At 61.3% G+C, this 17,736-nt stretch carries 14 protein-coding genes; 11 read left to right on the top strand and 3 right to left on the bottom strand.

From position 1 onward, the window contains the following. The first annotated feature begins 8 nt into the window (after positions 1–8). The 5 genes from AC0R79_RS19920 to AC0R79_RS19900 all read left to right on the top strand — a co-directional run bounded on the left by AC0R79_RS19920 (position 9) and on the right by AC0R79_RS19900 (position 6,370). A complete protein-coding gene (locus AC0R79_RS19920) occupies positions 9–1,331 on the top strand; it encodes a hypothetical protein (RefSeq protein ID WP_474731419.1) in 1,323 nt (440 codons plus the stop codon). Between the two features lie 179 nt (positions 1,332–1,510). Continuing rightward, positions 1,511–1,993, top strand: a complete 483-nt coding sequence (locus AC0R79_RS19915) for a MarR family winged helix-turn-helix transcriptional regulator (protein ID WP_007951499.1) — start codon at positions 1,511–1,513, stop codon at positions 1,991–1,993. Beyond that, positions 1,983–3,452: an efflux transporter outer membrane subunit gene (locus AC0R79_RS19910; protein ID WP_085608361.1), complete on the top strand. Its 1,470-nt coding sequence runs from the start codon at positions 1,983–1,985 to the stop codon at positions 3,450–3,452. The genes AC0R79_RS19915 and AC0R79_RS19910 overlap by 11 nt, the downstream gene beginning before the upstream one ends. Before the next feature lie 15 nt (positions 3,453–3,467). Continuing rightward, positions 3,468–4,670 carry an HlyD/EmrA/EmrK family protein gene (locus tag AC0R79_RS19905; RefSeq protein ID WP_007951497.1) on the top strand — a complete coding sequence of 401 codons (1,203 nt, stop codon included), beginning with the start codon at positions 3,468–3,470 and terminating at the stop codon, positions 4,668–4,670. Positions 4,671–4,840: 170 nt separating this feature from the next. Further along, on the top strand, positions 4,841–6,370 hold the full coding sequence (locus AC0R79_RS19900) for a DHA2 family efflux MFS transporter permease subunit (protein ID WP_474731416.1): 1,530 nt from the start codon (positions 4,841–4,843) through the stop codon (positions 6,368–6,370). Between the two features lie 137 nt (positions 6,371–6,507). Here the strand turns inward: AC0R79_RS19900 and lpxH are convergent, their stop codons facing one another. Together lpxH and AC0R79_RS19890 are read right to left on the bottom strand one after the other, a co-directional pair. Beyond that, entirely contained in the window at positions 6,508–7,263 is a 756-nt protein-coding gene (lpxH, locus tag AC0R79_RS19895; protein ID WP_127798759.1) for a UDP-2,3-diacylglucosamine diphosphatase, read from the bottom strand. After that, entirely contained in the window at positions 7,260–7,766 is a 507-nt protein-coding gene (locus tag AC0R79_RS19890; protein ID WP_127798757.1) for a peptidylprolyl isomerase, read from the bottom strand. The genes lpxH and AC0R79_RS19890 overlap by 4 nt, the downstream gene beginning before the upstream one ends. Positions 7,767–8,016: 250 nt before the next feature. On the opposite strand from AC0R79_RS19890, the gene AC0R79_RS19885 reads away from it, so the two are divergent. The 3 genes from AC0R79_RS19885 to AC0R79_RS19875 all read left to right on the top strand — a co-directional run bounded on the left by AC0R79_RS19885 (position 8,017) and on the right by AC0R79_RS19875 (position 12,525). Continuing rightward, positions 8,017–9,717 carry a glutamine--tRNA ligase/YqeY domain fusion protein gene (locus tag AC0R79_RS19885; protein ID WP_127798755.1) on the top strand — a complete coding sequence of 567 codons (1,701 nt, stop codon included), beginning with the start codon at positions 8,017–8,019 and terminating at the stop codon, positions 9,715–9,717. A 20-nt stretch (positions 9,718–9,737) separates the two neighbouring features. Continuing rightward, positions 9,738–11,120 carry a cysteine--tRNA ligase gene (cysS, locus tag AC0R79_RS19880; protein WP_474731415.1) on the top strand — a complete coding sequence of 461 codons (1,383 nt, stop codon included), beginning with the start codon at positions 9,738–9,740 and terminating at the stop codon, positions 11,118–11,120. Positions 11,121–11,313: 193 nt separating this feature from the next. After that, positions 11,314–12,525, top strand: a complete 1,212-nt coding sequence (locus tag AC0R79_RS19875) for an MFS transporter (RefSeq protein ID WP_474731413.1) — start codon at positions 11,314–11,316, stop codon at positions 12,523–12,525. Positions 12,526–12,539: 14 nt separating this feature from the next. Here AC0R79_RS19875 and AC0R79_RS19870 read toward each other — a convergent pair whose 3' ends face one another. Next, positions 12,540–14,390: a sigma-54-dependent Fis family transcriptional regulator gene (locus tag AC0R79_RS19870; RefSeq protein WP_474731411.1), complete on the bottom strand. Its 1,851-nt coding sequence runs from the start codon at positions 14,388–14,390 to the stop codon at positions 12,540–12,542. A gap of 270 nt (positions 14,391–14,660) precedes the next feature. On the opposite strand from AC0R79_RS19870, the gene AC0R79_RS19865 reads away from it, so the two are divergent. Genes AC0R79_RS19865 through AC0R79_RS19855 form a run of 3 tightly spaced genes read left to right on the top strand, consistent with a single transcriptional unit; the run spans position 14,661 to position 17,730 of the window. Next, on the top strand, positions 14,661–15,755 hold the full coding sequence (locus AC0R79_RS19865; RefSeq protein WP_474731409.1) for an ABC transporter ATP-binding protein: 1,095 nt from the start codon (positions 14,661–14,663) through the stop codon (positions 15,753–15,755). Then, positions 15,755–16,867: an ABC transporter ATP-binding protein gene (locus AC0R79_RS19860; RefSeq protein WP_085699085.1), complete on the top strand. Its 1,113-nt coding sequence runs from the start codon at positions 15,755–15,757 to the stop codon at positions 16,865–16,867. The genes AC0R79_RS19865 and AC0R79_RS19860 overlap by 1 nt, the downstream gene beginning before the upstream one ends. Then, a complete protein-coding gene (locus AC0R79_RS19855; RefSeq protein WP_474731407.1) occupies positions 16,864–17,730 on the top strand; it encodes a carbohydrate ABC transporter permease in 867 nt (288 codons plus the stop codon). The genes AC0R79_RS19860 and AC0R79_RS19855 overlap by 4 nt, the downstream gene beginning before the upstream one ends. Positions 17,731–17,736: the final 6 nt, after the last annotated feature.

Below are 17,736 nucleotides of genomic sequence, written 5' to 3'. Positions count from 1 at the left end.
GGGCGCCAATGGTTCGTTTGAGTATGGTCTTGCTCGGTCACGATTTTGTCCGTCGGCGCTGGTCAGCACTGGCATTGACCGGCGTTGTCTGGGGGGCGGCCGGAGTGGCCATCTTCATCGATGCGCTGGACGGCGTTCTGTATTTCCCGCTGCATGTGTTCGGCTATCTGTTGTTACTCGAAGCCCTGATCATTCTGCTGGTGCCGGCCCCGAAAACTGGTACGGCGGCGGCTTTGCACAAGGCGCGGGGTCTGGTGTTTTTGCTGCTGGGGCTGCTGATCGTCGACCGACAGCATGCTGCCGGTGTGATTCTCGCGGTGCTGTTCGGTGCGGCTTTTCTGCTCGACGGCGGTTTCAGACTGGCAGCTGCGGTGGTGGTGCGCTTTGTCGGTTGGCGGATGTCACTGCTGGTGGCGCTGTTCGAGATCGGCTTTGGCGTGTTCATCCTCGAACCGTATCCGAGCCTCTACAAGGGGACGGTGCCGTTCTGCATCGGCATGAGCATCTTTCTTTCGGGTTGTGCCTTGTTGCAGCAGGCATTGCGGTTCAAGAACAGGCCTTCGCCGGTGACGCCTTCCCCGGTCCATGCCCCTGCGTACAACGGCGCAATGGTGATCCATGTCTGGACACCCAGCGGTACGGTTGAAGACACCCTGGTGCGCAATCGGTTGCTCAATCGGTATATCGCGGCGGTCGATATCAACGGCGTCATTTCCGCCGGCCACGCGGCACTGGAATGCGGGCCGGACATTTACATCAGCCATTACCCGTTGAACGATATCGATCGCTCGGCGGGGGATTTCGTGCGCTTGCTGCGGGCCACGCCGAACAACGATGTGGCGGGGCGGTTTCTGCCGGACTATGCGAGCGAAGTGGCCGACTGGTGCCCGTCGTCAGTTCAGGTCAGTTTCGTGCATTACGACGCCGCACGGCTTCACGCGTTCTGGGCGAACTATCGGCAGAACACCACCTACAACCTCACCAGCCGCAACTGTTCGAGTGCCGTTGCGCACAGCCTTGAGGCAGCCCTTGAGGGTGCGATGAACCGGGGGCATTCGAACATGCTGGATTTTGCCCGGGTCATCATCAGCCCCGAATTCTGGGTCGCAGCTCAAGTGCGCAAGCGCGCCGAGGCCATGGCCTGGACGCCCGGCCTGGTGCTCGATTATGCGCGGGCGTTGCATGCCGCCATCGAGCCGGCACCGCCGGGCTGGCACGGTATTTACGCGGGAGCCAGGCGCGCCTGTGGTTATGTGGCAACTGCGTTGCGCGGGCGGGAAGTCCATCCCCTTCAGCCGCCACCGATGAATCACCCCTCCGACAAATCCTGAACGGTTTCACACCGAGTTGCTGCCATCCCTGCCAGCGATATCGCCTCTCTGCATTTCCGAAAAACCCAGTCCACTGGTCAACTAATTACAAAGCAACCTAACTATTACGTTGACATTCGCTGCCTAGGCAGTAACATCTCGACATACATTCACTGCCTAGGCAGTTATTAGGTGAGCACATGAAGCATTTCACCCCAGATGAATTCAAGCATTGCCATCTCGGCCTGTTGCTCGGCCGTGCCGCCTTGCTCAAGGACAAGATCATCGACACCCACATGGAACCCCACGGCATCACCGCCGCGCAGTTCAAGGTGTTGATCATCATGGCCCAGTACGGCGTCGACACCCCGGCCGAGCTGTGCCGGCATCTGTCGCTGGACAGCGGTTCGATGACCCGCATGCTCGACCGTCTGGAGCAGAAAGGTTTTCTGGTTCGCCAACGCAGCGAAGGCGATCGCCGTCAGGTGCAACTCAAACTCACCGAGCAGGGCCAGCAACTGGCCGATCGCCTGCCGCACATCGGCGCCGACGCCATGAATGAACTGGCCGGCGCCGTGACCCCGGACGAGTTGAAAACCCTGGAATACATCCTCAAGAAAATTTTGCTGGCAGCCGGTGACCCGATCACCATCCAGCGGTTAGGTGAACACAATGAGCGGTAAAACCTTGCGCAGCAGCCTGACACTGGTGCTGTCGGCGATGATCCTCGCCGGTTGCGCGAACTACAGTGGCCTCGATACCCAGGGCGCCAGCCTCGATGCGAAAACCCTGCAGACCGGGCAATCGCTCAACGGCGTCACTCTGTCCCAGGCCGCGTGGCCGAAGAGCGACTGGTGGACCAGCCTCGGCGATCCGCAGCTCGACGGCCTGATCCGCGAAGCCCTGAAAGACAGCCCGGACATGCAGATCGCCGACGCCCGCGCCCATCAGGCCAGCGCCGCCGCGTATGCCGCCGATGCCGAGCGCTATCCGACCCTCGACGCCAGCGCCGGCATCAGCCGTTCGCGTCTGGCCCGGGATCAGGATCCGTTGGGGCAGGGTGGGGCTTACTCCACCGTGCGCAACATCAGCGCCGGCTTCAATTACAACTTCGACCTGTGGGGCGGTCAGCGTGATGCCTGGGAAGCCGCACTCGGTCAGGCCCGTGCCGCCGAAGTCGACCGTCAGGCCGCGCAACTGACCCTGGCTGCTGACGTGGCCCGGGCCTACAGCGATCTGGGTCAGGCGCACATCGTTTATGACCTGGCCAACGAAGACCTCAAGCGCACCAAACAGATGCTCGACCTGAGCCAGCGCCGCCTGAGCTCCGGGATCGACAGCCAGTATCAGTTCCAGCAGACCCAAAGTCTGGAAGCCAGCTCCGAAGCCAGCCTGATCGACGCTGAAAAACGCCTGAACAGCGCAAAAATCGCCCTGGCGGTATTGCTCGGCAAAGGCCCGGATCGCGGCAACGAAATCGCTCGACCGAAAGTCCTGCAAGCCAGCGCTGTCGCACTGCCCTCGGTGCTGCCGGCCGAACTGCTGGGCCGTCGCCCGGATCTGGTCGCCGCGCGCTGGCGTGTCGAGGCCGCGAGCAAGGACATCGATTCGGCCAAGACCCGCTTCTATCCCAACCTGAACCTGTCGGCTTCGGCCGGTGCCGAATCCTTGTTGGGGGACGCGATGTTCGGTTCCGCCAGTCGCTTCTTCAACATTGCCCCGACGATTTCGGTGCCGATCTTCGATGGCGGACGCCTGCGCGCCAACCTCGATGCCCGCGACGCCGATTACGACCTCGCCGTGGCGCAGTACAACAAAAGCCTGGTGAAAGCCCTGGGCGATGTCAGCGACACGATCAACCAGCTGCGTGACATCGGCCGGCAGATCGGCGCCCAGCAGCACGCGACCGAGATTGCCCAGGATTCTTACAACACCGTCGTCCAGCGTTACGGTTCCGGCATCGGCAACTACCTGGACGTGCTCAGCATCGAGCAGCAATTGCTGCAGGCCCAGCGTCAGCTGGCGAACCTGAATGCCGAGCAGATCGACCTGTCGATTCAACTGATGCAAGCGCTGGGCGGCGGCTTCCAGGGGCAAACCCTGACCGCAGCCAACGCCACCCCAGCCACGCCGCACAACTAATTCAAGGTATTTGTCATGGCCACTGCCGAAAACACACAAGCTCAAGACAACGCCCAGGACACTGGCAACCCGCGCAAACGCAAGGTGATGCTGCTGGTGCTGGCCGTTGTGGTTGCCCTCGCCGGTGCCGGTGTCTGGGCGTATCACGAATTCATCGGGCGCTGGAGCGAAAGCACCGACGACGCCTACGTCAACGGCAACGTGGTGGAAATCACCCCGCTGGTGACCGGCACCGTGGTCAGCATCGGTGCCGACGATGGCGATCTGGTGCATGAAGGCCAGGTGCTGATCAACTTCGACCCGAACGACGCCGAAGTCGGCCTGCAAAGTGCCAAGGCCAATCTGGCCCGCACCGTGCGTCAGGTTCGCGGTCTGTACAGCAACGTCGACGGCATGAAGGCCCAGGTCAATGCGCAACAGGCCGAAGTGCAGAAAGCCCAGGACAACTTCAACCGCCGGAAAAACCTCGCGGCCGGCGGGGCGATTTCCCAGGAAGAACTGTCCCACGCCCGCGATGACCTGACCTCGGCGCAGAACGCCCTGGCCAACGCCAAACAGCAACTGAAAACCACCAGCGCGCTGGTCGATGACACCGTGGTGTCGTCGCACCCGGACGTGATGGCCGCCGCCGCGCAACTGCGCCAGGCCTACCTGACCAATGCTCGCAGCACCTTGATCGCACCGGTCACCGGTTACGTCGCCAAACGCACCGTGCAACTCGGCCAGCGTGTGCAGCCGGGCACCGCGCTGATGGCGGTGATTCCGCTGGATCAGCTGTGGATCGACGCCAACTTCAAGGAAACCCAGCTGCGTGACATGCGCATCGGCCAACCGGTGGAGATCGAGTCGGACATCTACGGCAGCGACGTGAAGTTCAGCGGCACCATCGATAGCCTCGGCGCGGGCACCGGCAGCGCGTTCGCCCTGTTGCCGGCGCAGAACGCCACCGGTAACTGGATCAAGATCGTGCAGCGTGTGCCGGTACGGATTCACGTCAACGCCGAAGAGCTGGCCAAACACCCGCTGCGCGTCGGTCTGTCGACCAATGTCGAGGTCAACCTGCACGACCAGAGCGGCCCGGTACTGGCCCAGCAACCGCCGCAAAAGGCCTCGTTCAGCACCAACGTCTACGACCGCCAACTGGCCGAAGCCGACGCGATGATCACCCAGTTGATCCACGACAACAGCGCGGCGGTCAGCAAGACCGCGCAACGCTGATTCCCTTCCTCTGTGGGAGCGAGCTTGCTCCGGGCGGCGTTCCGACGATGGCGATTTTCAATTCAACAGTTTTGTTGGCTGAACCGCCGTCTTCGCGAGCAGGCTCGCTCCCACAAGGGCGGCTGCGTCATTAACGGACGCAGCGTCAATCAGGTTCCAAAGGATTCGCGATGAGCAATAACGCCTCTTTTACGCCGCCCAGCCTGTTGCTCAGCACCATCGGCCTGTCGCTGGCGACCTTCATGCAGGTGCTCGACACCACCATCGCCAACGTGGCGTTGCCGACCATTTCCGGCAACCTCGGCGTGAGTTCGGAGCAGGGCACCTGGGTCATCACCTCGTTCGCCGTGAGCAACGCCATTGCGCTGCCGCTCACCGGCTGGCTGAGCCGTCGCTTTGGCGAGGTGAAGCTGTTTCTGTGGGCGACCATCCTGTTTGTGCTGGCTTCGTTTCTCTGCGGTATTTCCACGTCGATGCCGGAACTGATCGGCTTCCGCGTGCTGCAGGGCCTGGTGGCCGGGCCGTTGTACCCGATGACCCAGACGCTGCTGATCGCGGTCTATCCGCCGGCGAGGCGGGGCATGGCCCTGGCATTGCTGGCGATGGTCACGGTGGTGGCGCCCATTGCGGGGCCGATCCTCGGCGGCTGGATCACTGACAGTTACAGCTGGCCGTGGATCTTCTTCATCAACGTGCCGATCGGGATTTTCGCGGTGATGGTGGTGCGCCAGCAACTGGCCAAACGCCCGGTGGTCACCAGCCATCAGCCGATGGATTACGTCGGGCTGATCACGCTAATCATCGGCGTCGGGGCGTTGCAAGTGATCCTCGACAAGGGCAATGACCTGGACTGGTTCGAGTCGAACTTCATCATCATCGGCGCGGCGATTTCGGTGATCGCGCTGGCGGTGTTCGTGATCTGGGAAATGACCGACCAGCATCCGGTGGTCAACCTGCGGCTGTTCGCCCACCGCAACTTCCGCATCGGCACGCTGGTGCTGGTGCTGGGTTACGCCGGGTTCTTCGGCATCAACCTGATCCTGCCGCAGTGGTTGCAGACCCAGATGGGCTACACAGCGACCTGGGCCGGTCTGGCGGTGGCACCGATCGGCATTCTGCCGGTGCTGCTGTCGCCGTTTGTCGGCAAGTACGCGCACAAGTTCGACCTGCGCCTACTGGCCGGGCTGGCGTTCCTGGCGATCGGCCTGAGCTGCTTCATGCGTGCCGAGTTCACCAACGAGGTGGACTTCCAGCATATCGCTCTGGTGCAGCTGTTCATGGGGATTGGCGTGGCGCTGTTCTTCATGCCGACTCTGAGCATTCTGATGTCGGACTTGCCGCCGAGCCAGATTGCCGATGGCGCGGGTCTGGCGACGTTCCTGCGGACATTGGGCGGCAGCTTTGCGGCGTCGTTGACTACGTGGATCTGGATTCGCCGGGCGGATCAGCATCATGCCTATATGAGCGAGAGCATCAGCACCTTCGAGCCGGCGACTCGCGAGACCTTGCATTCGCTGGGTGGTGCGAGCCAATCGGCCTATGCGCAGATGGATCAGATCCTCACCAGTCAGGCGTACATGCTCTCCACCGTGGATTACTTCACGCTGCTGGGATGGGGGTTTATGGGGTTGATATTGATTGTGTGGCTGGCCAAGCCGCCGTTTGCTGCCAAGGCAGGCCCGGCCGCCAGCGGTCACTAACGTCGCCAGATCGTTCCCACGCTCTGCGTGGGAATGCAGCCCGGGACGCTCCGCGTCCCATGCCGAAGCGGACGCGGAGCGTCCATTGAGGCATTCCCACGCAGAGCGTGGGAACGATCAACTAAGTCCGGGAACGATCAGGCGGTGGCAGGGGCGGGCAGTGAAGGCGGCGGCGCAAAATCAAACGGCGCCAACGCAAACCCGTTCTCATCCACCTGCAACGCCCAGCCCTGACGATCCCAATCTCCCAGCACAATCCGCTTCGCCGCCTGATCGCCGATCTGCAACTTGTGGATCGCCGGGCGATGGGTATGCCCGTGAACCAGGGTTCTCACCCCGTACTCCTGCATGATCCGCGGAATTTCCTCCGGCGTGACATCGACGATGTCATTGGCCTTCATCCGCGTCTGCGCCCGGCTTTCGCTGCGCAGCTTGCGCGCCAGTTTGTGGCGGGTGCGCAAGGGGAGATTACGCAGGATGAACAGACTGATCGGGTTGCGCAGGTAACGGCGCAGCTTCATATAGGCTTCGTCACGGGTGCACAGGCTGTCGCCGTGCATCAGCAGCACCGGTTCGCCGTAAAACTGCACGACACTCGGGTCCTTCAACAGCGTGCAGCCGGCCTCTTTGCAAAAGGCCTTGCCGAGCATGAAGTCGCGATTGCCGTGCATCAGAAAAATGGCCGTGCCGCTGTCGCTGAGTTCGCGCAGGGCCTGGCAGATGGAACGCTGGAAGGGGGTCATGGCGTCGTCGCCAATCCACGCCTCGAAGAAGTCGCCCAGAATGTACAACGCACTCGCCGAGCGGGCGCGTCCGGCGAGCAAATCCAGAAACGCCCGGGTAATGTCCGGGCGCTCCTCTTCCAGATGCAAGTCTGAAATCAGCAATATCACGCTTCGATGATCTCGGCTTTCTCGATGATCACGTCGTCTGCTGGTACGTCCTGGTGGCCTGCCTTGGACGTGGTGGAAACGCCTTCGATCTTGTCGACAACGTCGGTGCCCGAAACCACTTTACCGAACACGGCATAACCCCAGCCCTGAGCGGTCTTGGAGGTGTGGTTGAGGAAGCTGTTGTCGGTGGCGTTGATGAAGAACTGTGCCGAGGCCGAATGCGGATCCATGGTACGAGCCATGGCCAGGGTGTACTTCTCGTTCTTCAGGCCGTTGTCGGCTTCGTTCTGGATGCTCGGGCTCTTGTCTTTCTTTTCTTTCATGCCTGGCTCGAAACCGCCGCCCTGGATCATGAAACCTTTGATGACGCGGTGGAACACGACGTTCTCGTAGTGACCCTTTTTAACGTACTCGATGAAGTTGGCCACGGTGATCGGGGCTTTTTCAGCGTTCAGTTCGATGACGATGTCACCGAAGTTGGTGGTCAGTTTTACTTGAGTCATGATCGCTACTCTTTATAAGGAATTCGTGGGTATTGGGACATTTGCGCCCTTTACCGGTTCAGCCCGTGAGGGCCAAGGTGCGCAGTTTAGCGTGACAGGCGCGAATTTCGAGGCTGTTTTTCAAAACCCGGCGATTAAATGCATTCCTTTTAAGCCCTGCTCTGTCAGGGGCTTGACAGCATCGGCTATGATAGCGGCTTTGTTTTGTCAGGCCCGTGTCCCGGCCGCGCACTGTACGTTCAAGGATCCTATGAGCAAGCCCACTGTCGACCCTACCTCGAATTCCAAGACCGGCCCCGTTACGCCGGTCAATTTCCTGCGCCCGATCATCCAGGCGGACCTGGACTCGGGTAAGCACACGCAGATCGTCACCCGTTTCCCGCCTGAGCCCAACGGCTACCTGCACATCGGCCACGCCAAGTCGATCTGTGTGAACTTCGGCCTGGCCCAGGAGTTCGGCGGCGTTACCCACCTGCGTTTCGACGACACCAACCCGGCCAAGGAAGACCAGGAATACATCGACGCGATCGAAAGCGACGTCAAATGGCTGGGCTTCGAATGGTCCGGCGAAGTGCGCTACGCCTCGCAATACTTTGACCAGCTGCACGACTGGGCCGTTGAGCTGATCAAGGCCGGCAAGGCTTACGTCGACGACCTGACGCCCGAGCAAGCCAAGGAATACCGTGGCAGCCTGACCGAGCCGGGCAAGAACAGCCCGTTCCGCGACCGTTCGGTTGAAGAGAACCTGGACTGGTTCGCCCGCATGCGCGCCGGTGAGTTCCCGGACGGTGCCCGCGTGCTGCGCGCCAAGATCGACATGGCCTCGCCGAACATGAACCTGCGCGACCCGATCATGTACCGCATCCGCCACGCCCATCACCATCAGACCGGTGACAAGTGGTGCATCTACCCGAACTACGACTTCACCCACGGTCAGTCGGACGCCATCGAAGGCATCACCCACTCGATCTGCACCCTGGAGTTCGAAAGCCATCGTCCGCTGTACGAGTGGTTCCTCGACGCACTGCCAGTGCCGGCGCACCCGCGTCAGTACGAGTTCAGCCGTCTGAACCTCAACTACACCATCACCAGCAAGCGCAAGCTCAAGCAGCTGGTTGACGAGAAGCACGTCAACGGCTGGGACGATCCGCGCATGTCGACGCTGTCGGGCTTCCGCCGCCGTGGCTACACCCCGGCGTCGATCCGCAACTTCTGCGACATGATCGGCACCAACCGTTCCGACGGCGTGGTCGACTTCGGCATGCTCGAGTTCAGCATCCGTCAGGACCTCGACGCGAACGCCCCGCGCGCCATGTGCGTGCTGCGTCCGTTGAAAGTCGTGATCACCAACTACCCGGAAGACCAGGTCGAGAACCTCGAACTGCCGCGTCATCCGCAGAAAGAAGAACTCGGCGTGCGCCAGCTGCCGTTCGCCCGTGAAATCTACATCGACCGCGATGACTTCATGGAAGAGCCGCCGAAGGGCTACAAGCGTCTGGAGCCGAACGGCGAAGTGCGTCTGCGCGGCAGCTACGTGATCCGTGCCGACGAAGCGATCAAGGACGCCGACGGCAACATCGTCGAGCTGCGTTGCTCGTACGATCCGGACACCCTGGGCAAGAACCCTGAAGGCCGCAAGGTCAAGGGCGTGATCCACTGGGTGCCGGCCGCCGCCAGCATCGAGTGCGAAGTGCGTCTGTACGATCGCCTGTTCCGTTCTCCGAACCCGGAGAAGGCCGAAGACAGCGCGAGTTTCCTGGACAACATCAACCCTGACTCACTGCAAGTGCTGACCGGTTGTCGTGCCGAGCCTTCGCTGGGCAATGCACAGCCGGAAGACCGTTTCCAGTTCGAGCGCGAAGGTTACTTCGTCGCGGATATCAAGGACTCGAAACCAGGCCAGCCGGTATTCAACCGTACCGTGACCCTGCGCGATTCGTGGGGCCAGTGATCAAGTCTTAAGGAAACACCGTGCTTACGATCTACAACACGCTCACCAAGAGCAAAGAAGTCTTCAAGCCGCTGGATGGCAACAAGGTGCGCATGTACGTCTGCGGGATGACCGTGTACGACTACTGCCACCTGGGCCACGGCCGCAGCATGGTCGCGTTCGACCTGGTGACCCGCTGGTTGCGGTTCAGCGGTTATGACCTGACCTACGTGCGCAACATCACCGACATCGACGACAAGATCATCAACCGGGCCAACGAGAACGGCGAGTCGTTCGAAGCGTTGACCGAGCGCATGATCGCCGCGATGCACGAAGACGAAGCGCGCCTGAACATCAAGAAGCCGGACATGGAGCCGCGCGCCACGGATCACATTCCGGGCATGCACGCGATGATCCAGACCCTGATCGACAAGGGTTACGCCTACGCCCCGGGCAATGGCGACGTGTACTACCGCGTCGGCAAGTTCATGGGCTACGGCAAGCTTTCGCGCAAGAAGATCGAAGACCTGCGCATCGGTGCGCGGATCGAGGTCGACGAAGCCAAGGACGATCCGCTGGACTTCGTGCTGTGGAAAGGCGTCAAGCCGGGCGAGCCGAGCTGGGAATCGCCGTGGGGCGCCGGGCGTCCGGGCTGGCACATCGAGTGCTCGGTGATGTCCACCTGCTGCCTGGGTGAGACTTTCGACATTCATGGCGGCGGCAGCGACCTCGAGTTCCCGCACCACGAAAACGAAATCGCCCAGAGCGAAGCGGCCACCGGCAAGACCTACGCCAACGCGTGGATGCATTGCGGCATGATCCGTATCAATGGCGAGAAGATGTCCAAGTCCTTGAACAACTTCTTCACCATTCGTGACGTGCTCGACAAGTACCACCCGGAAGTCGTGCGTTACCTGCTGGTGTCGAGCCACTACCGCAGCGCGATCAACTATTCGGAAGACAACCTCAAGGACGCCAAGGGCGCACTGGAGCGTTTCTACCACGCGCTGAAAGGCCTGCCGAACGTGGCACCGGCTGGCGGCGAAGCGTTCGTCGAGCGTTTCACCACGGTGATGAACGACGACTTCGGCACGCCGGAAGCCTGCGCGGTGCTGTTCGAGATGGTCCGTGAGATCAACCGTCTGCGCGAGAGCGATCTCGAGGCAGCGGCCGGTCTGGCGGCGCGCCTGAAAGAACTGGCCAGCGTGCTGGGTGTGTTGCAGCTCGAAGCCGACGACTTCCTGCAGGCCGGCGCCGAAGGGCGTGTCGATGCAGCCGAAGTCGAGGCGCTGATCGCTGCGCGTCTGGCGGCACGTGCCGGCAAGGACTGGGCCGAATCCGACCGCATCCGCGACCAGCTCACCGCCATGGGCGTGGTGCTGGAAGACGGCAAGGGCGGCACGACCTGGCGTCTGGCTGACTGATTGCTGCGCTTGCTACAAACAAAACCCGCCTTGTGCGGGTTTTTGTTTTTCTGCTGCTTACTCCGGGTTGATCGTTCCCACGCGGAGCGCGGGAACGATCCAGACAATGTGTGATTGCTTTTGGTATTCGCATAGGTCTTGATAGCGCACGCGGCAGGATGCTCATCAGCGGCGAATCCGGAAGGGAGGAATCATGGCTAATCACTATCGCGAGCTGGTATCGACACCCGGCGCCACCGGGCTGATCCTCGCGAGCTCTATCGCTCGACTGCCCCAGGCAATGATCGGCATCGGCATCATCACCATGCTGGTGCAGCAGACCGGCGTTTACTGGCTGGCCGGCGCAGTCGCCGGCACCTTTACCCTGGCCAACGCGCTGCTCGGCCCGCGCATCTCGAAACAGGTTGATCGGCGTGGCCAGAGTCGCGTGCTGCCCGTCGTCACGGCGTTCAGCATCGTCATGTTGCTGGCGCTGATTGTTGCCGTGCACCTGAGGGCGCCCGCTGCGTTGTTTTTTGTGCTGGCGGCACTGGCGGGGACGATGCCGAGCATGCCGTCCATGATCCGGGCTCGCTGGACGCAGCTGTTTCGCGGCAAGCCGCAGTTGCACACCGCGTTCTCGCTGGACACGGTCCTCACCGAACTGGCCTACATCATCGGCCCGCCACTGGCGATCGGTTTGAGCGTGAGTTTCTTTGCTGAGGCCGGGTCGCTGGTGGCGGTGGGGTTGCTGGCCGTCGGCGTGACGGCGTTTCTCATGCAGCGTCAGACCGAACCGAAAGTGGTGGCGGGCAACCGGAAGAACAGCGGTTCGACCCTGCTGATTCCCGGTGTTCGCACCATTGTCCTCGCGCTGCTGGCGATGGGGGCCATCGGCGGGTCGATCGATGTCGCCGTTGTGGCCTTCGCCAATGCCCAGGGCTGGCCATCGGCTGCCACCTTCATCCTCGCCGCCTATGCGTTCGGCTCGCTGGTGGCGGGCCTGACCTTCGGCGCGCTGCGGGTTTCGCTGGCGATAGAAAAACAGTTCTTTATCGGGATATTGGTCACGGCAGTCACCGGCGTATTGCCGGTGTTCTCACCGGACGTTTATGTCCTGTCCGCGATGTTGTTTATCGCCGGCATCTCGTTTGCGCCGACCATGGTGGTGGTCATGAAGCTGGGGACGATCATCATCCCTGCGGCGAGGATGACCGAAGGGCTGACGTGGATGACCACTGGGATCAGCATCGGCGTGGCGCTGGGCGGCATGCTGGCGGGGCTGGTGATTGATGCCTGGGGCGCCCGGGCAGGGTTCGGCGTTGCGATAGCCGCAGGTCTGATGATGATGGTTGTGGTGCTGATGGGCCTGCGGACGTTGGCGGCCGCATCGGCTGCGCCTGTTGAGCCAGCAATTTCGGCCTGACGCTATGGGTGCGCTCAGCTTTCAAGCTGCCGCAATCGCTTGTACAGCGTATTGCGGCTCACCCCCAACCGTCGCGCCAGGTGGGAAATATTGCCCCCGGCCAGCTGCAACTCCCGGTTCAACGCCTCGGCATCGTTCAGATCGATGCCCAACGGCTCGGCCACTTCCACCGGCTCCATTTCCAGATCGACAAAAAAGTCGTCAGGCAAATGCTCGGGCCGAATCGGTTGTTCCTCGGCCATCGCCAGCGCCACCTGCATCACGCTGCTGACCTGTCGCAGATTGCCCGGCCATGGATGCCGCTCGAACAGCTCCAGCACCTCGCGACTCAATCCCGCCCACTGCGACGGCTCGCGATGTTGTTCCCACAACCGTTTGAACAGCGCCTGCTTGTCGCTGCGCTCGCGAAGCGGTGGCAATTCGAGGGTCAAGCCGCCAATGCGGTAGTACAAGTCCTCGCGAAATCGCCCCAGTTGCACCTGTTCCCTGAGCGAACGGTTGGTGGCGGAGATGATCCGCAGATCCACCGGAAACAGCTCGCTGCTGCCCACCGGTTGCACGCAGCGCTCCTGCAACACGCGTAACAGGCGAGCCTGAGTTGGCAGCGGCATGTCGCCGATTTCGTCGAGGAACAGCGTACCTTTGTCGGCCTTGCGGATCAGGCCGATGCTGCCTTTCTGGTTGGCGCCGGTGAACGCGCCTTTTTCATAGCCGAACAGCTCGGACTCCACCAGTTCGGCGGGGATCGCCGCGCAGTTGACGGCAATGAACGCCTGTTTGCTGCGGGAGCTGGCCTGGTGCAGGGCCTTGACGAAGACTTCCTTGCCGACCCCGGTTTCGCCGTGAATCAGCAGCGGGATGTCCTTTTCCAGCAGGCGTTCGGCCTGACGCACGGCTTTTTCCACGCGACTGTCGCCGAAGTGCAACGTGCTCAGGCTGATGGCCGTCGATACGGCGACTTTCGGTTCGGCGGTTCTGGTTTCAGTGAAGACGCGCGCCTGAATCGGCGCCTGTTTAGGTCGTTTCAACAAACACTGGAAACGATTGCGCCCGGAGGTCTGCAAGGCAAACGGCAAACCGTCCGGCTGATTGATCAACTCCAGCAACGACACCTTGAACAGGCTTTCAACGCTGACCCGCGACAACCGCACGCCCAACAGATTGTCGGCCCGACGGTTGGCCGACAGCACTTGGCCGCTCTCATCAAAGATCAGCAGCCCGGCCCACTGGCTGTCGAGGTTGTTCAACCCGGTGTTGAAGGTCAGTTGAAAGTGCTGGCCATGGAACAGGTTCAGGATCAGCCGGTTCTCCACGGTCTGGCTCATCATCTTGACCATGCCGAGGGTGTGCGACGGCGGCAGATAGCTGTCGCTGGACACATCGAGTACGGCGATGACCTTGCGCTCGGCATCGAAAATCGGCGCGGCGGAACCGGTCATGAAGCGATTGGCCTTGAGAAAGTGTTCATCGTGTTCAATGTGCACCGCCTGCTCGCAGGCCAGCGCCGTGCCGATGGCGTTGGTGCCGCTGGCGCGCTCGACCCAACTGGCGCCGGCCTGAAAACCCCGCGCCAGATTCGGCTCGATAAAGCGCTGGGTGCCCCAGGACGTCAGCACCTGGCCCTGATTGTCGGCCAGCATGATCAGGCAGTTGGAGTTGCTCAGGATGTTCTCGTAATACGGCAGCACTTCCTGGTGAGTGGTCTGCACCAGTGAATGATGGCGGTCGAGCAACTGCGCAATGCTGGCAGCGGGCAACTGATCGAAGGCCGGTGCGCTTTGATGATTGAGACCGAAGGCGCGGCAACGGGACCAGGAGTCCTGGACGATGGCGTCATGGGAAAGCGGCGGGGCAGGTGCGGCCATGATTGGCAGTCTCTGAAGGGTGCTTTGTTGTTTTTGTTATGGCTCGTTCGACGAGCAAAAAGCATCCATAGAGTGTTGTTCACTATTGTTCATTGTCAATCGCCCGACTGTTCAATTGTTCAGTCGCGACTGTTCACTTGTGTTCAGCTACGAACCACGGTTTGCGTGGTCTCCAGCGAATTTTGCGGTAAATCAACAGCTTGCCGTTTCTGGCACGAATGTCGCTCTACAGGACAGGTCGCTTGACTCCAATAATAAAAAGGCCGAGCCATGTCACTCACCCTGGAGCACGTCAGCCGTACCGTCGAGGGCCAGACCTGGATCGACGATGCGAGCCTGAAATTCGAACCTGGATCCTTCAACGTTTTGCTCGGGCGCACGCTGTCCGGCAAGACCAGTCTGATGCGTCTGATGGCCGGTCTGGACAAGCCCGACAGCGGCCGCATCCTGATGAACGGCGTCGACGTCACCCAGCGCCCGGTGCGTTTGCGCAACGTGTCGATGGTCTATCAGCAATTCATCAATTACCCGACCATGACGGTGTTCGAGAACATCGCCTCGCCGCTGCGCCAGGCCGGGATCTCCAACGAACAGATCCAGAACAAGGTGCAGGAAACCGCGAAGATGCTGCGCATCGAGAAGTTTCTGCAGCGCTATCCGCTGGAACTGTCCGGCGGCCAGCAACAGCGCACGGCCATGGCCCGGGCGCTGGTCAAGGATGCCGAACTGATTCTGTTCGACGAGCCGCTGGTCAACCTCGACTACAAACTGCGCGAAGAGCTGCGCCAGGAAATGCGCGAGCTGTTCAAGGCGCGCCACACCATCGCCATCTACGCCACCACCGAACCCAACGAAGCGCTGGCGCTGGGCGGTACCACCACCATTCTTCATGAAGGCCGGGTGATCCAGAGCGGCCCGTCGACCGAGGTCTATCACCAGCCGCAAACGGTGCTGGCGGCTGAATTGTTCTCCGAGCCGCCGATCAACCTGATGCCGGGACGTATTGCCGGCAACGAAGTGAGTTTCGCCAACTTCGTACACTTTCCGTTGAACGTCGATCTGCGGCCGGTGGGCGAGGGCGAGTTCCGTTTTGGTGTGCGCCCGAGCCACATCTCGCTGGTGCCGAGCAACGACGACGACCTGGAACTGGCGGTGACCGTCGAGGTGGCGGAGATCAGCGGTTCGGAAACCTTCCTGCACGTGCGCAACGAGCATTTCCTGCTGGTGCTGCATTTGCCGGGGGTTCACGAATACGACGTCGATGCGCCGATCCGCATCTATATCCCGACCCATAAACTGTTTGTGTTCGATGCGCAGGGCCGTCTGGTGCAGGCACCGGGCCGGCGTGTCGCGAGGGTTGCCTGATGGCCGAAATCCGTTTGCAGCACCTCGCCCACAGCTACAGCAAAACCCCGAGCGGGCCCGAAGACTACGCGATCCGCGAGATGGACCACATCTGGGAGCAGGGCGGCGCTTATGCCTTGCTCGGCCCTTCGGGTTGCGGCAAATCGACGTTGCTCAACATTATTTCCGGCCTGCTCAGCCCGTCCCAAGGCCATGTGCTGTTCGACGGAAAAGCGGTCAACGACCTGACGCCGGAGAAGCGCAACATCGCCCAGGTGTTCCAGTTCCCGGTGGTCTACGACACCATGACCGTGTTCGACAACCTGGCCTTTCCCTTGAGAAATCAGGGCCTGGCCGAGGCGAAAGTGCACAGCAAGGTGCAGGAAATCGCCGAAGTCCTCGACCTGCAAAATCTGTTGAGCAAAAAGGCGCGCAACCTCACTGCCGACGAAAAACAGAAAGTCTCCATGGGCCGTGGCCTAGTGCGCGATGACGTGTCGGCGATTCTGTTCGACGAGCCGCTGACGGTGATCGACCCGCACCTGAAATGGAAACTGCGGCGCAAGCTCAAGCAGATCCACGAGCAGTTCAACATCACCATGGTCTACGTCACCCACGATCAGCTGGAGGCTTCGACCTTCGCCGACAAGATCGCGGTGATGTACGGCGGCCAGATCGTCCAGTTCGGTACGCCACGGGAATTGTTCGAGCGGCCGAGCCACACCTTTGTCGGCTACTTCATCGGCAGCCCGGGGATGAATCTGATTGAGGTACAGCCGCAACCGGGCGGGGTCGGTTTCAATTCGACTCATCTACCGCTGTCCGACGCCTTGCAGCGCCATATCGAACACGGCCAATGGAAAAATCTGAAGGTCGGCATCCGTCCCGAGTTCATCCATGTGTGGGACGAGCCGTTCGATGACGCGATGCAGGCGCGGGTCGTACACGTCGAGGACCTCGGCACCTACAAGATCATGACCCTGGATCTGGACGGCGCGCCGCTGAAAGTGCGTCTGGCCGAGGATAAACCGGTGCCGCAAGGCACGGCTTACATCAGTTTTCCGGCGCAGTGGCTGATGGTCTATGCCGACGAATTTCTGCTGGATGCCACCGACAGCGAGGTACAGCCATGAACAAGGTGCAGAACAACAAGGCCTGGTGGCTGGTGTTGCCGGTGTTCCTGCTGGTGGCCTTCAGTGCGGTGATCCCGATGATGACCGTGGTCAACTATTCGGTGCAGGACATCTTCGACCAGTCCAGCCGCTACTTCGTCGGCGCCGACTGGTACAAGCAGGTGCTGCTCGATCCGCGCCTGCACGACTCGTTGCTGCGCCAGTTCATTTACTCGGCGTGTGTGCTGCTGATCGAAATTCCGCTCGGCATCGCCATCGCCCTGACCATGCCGACCAAGGGTCGCTGGTCGTCGGTGGTGCTGATCGTGCTGGCGATTCCGCTGCTGATTCCATGGAACGTGGTCGGCACCATCTGGCAGATTTTCGGCCGCGCCGACATCGGCCTGCTGGGTTCGAGCCTCAACGCCATGGGCATCAGCTACAACTACGCGGCCAACACCATGGACGCCTGGGTCACCGTGCTGGTGATGGACGTCTGGCACTGGACTTCACTGGTGGCACTGTTGTGTTTCTCCGGGTTGCGGGCGATTCCCGATGTGTATTACCAGGCCGCGCGCATCGACCGGGCCTCGGCCTGGGCCGTGTTCCGGCACATACAGTTGCCCAAGTTGAAGAGCGTGCTGCTGATCGCGGTGATGCTGCGCTTCATGGACAGCTTCATGATCTACACCGAGCCGTTCGTGCTCACCGGCGGCGGGCCGGGTAACTCGACGACCTTCCTGAGTCAGACCCTGACCCAGATGGCCGTAGGCCAATTCGACCTGGGGCCGGCGGCGGCATTCTCGCTGGTGTACTTCCTGATCATCCTGCTGGTGTCCTGGCTGTTCTACACCGCCATGACCTACAACGATGCCAACCGCTGAGGCCCG

It is taken from the genome of Pseudomonas sp. HD57-3 (assembly GCF_056113135.1).
The sequence above is the reverse complement of the archived record's forward strand: the minus strand, read 5'-3'. Positions and strand labels throughout refer to the sequence as shown.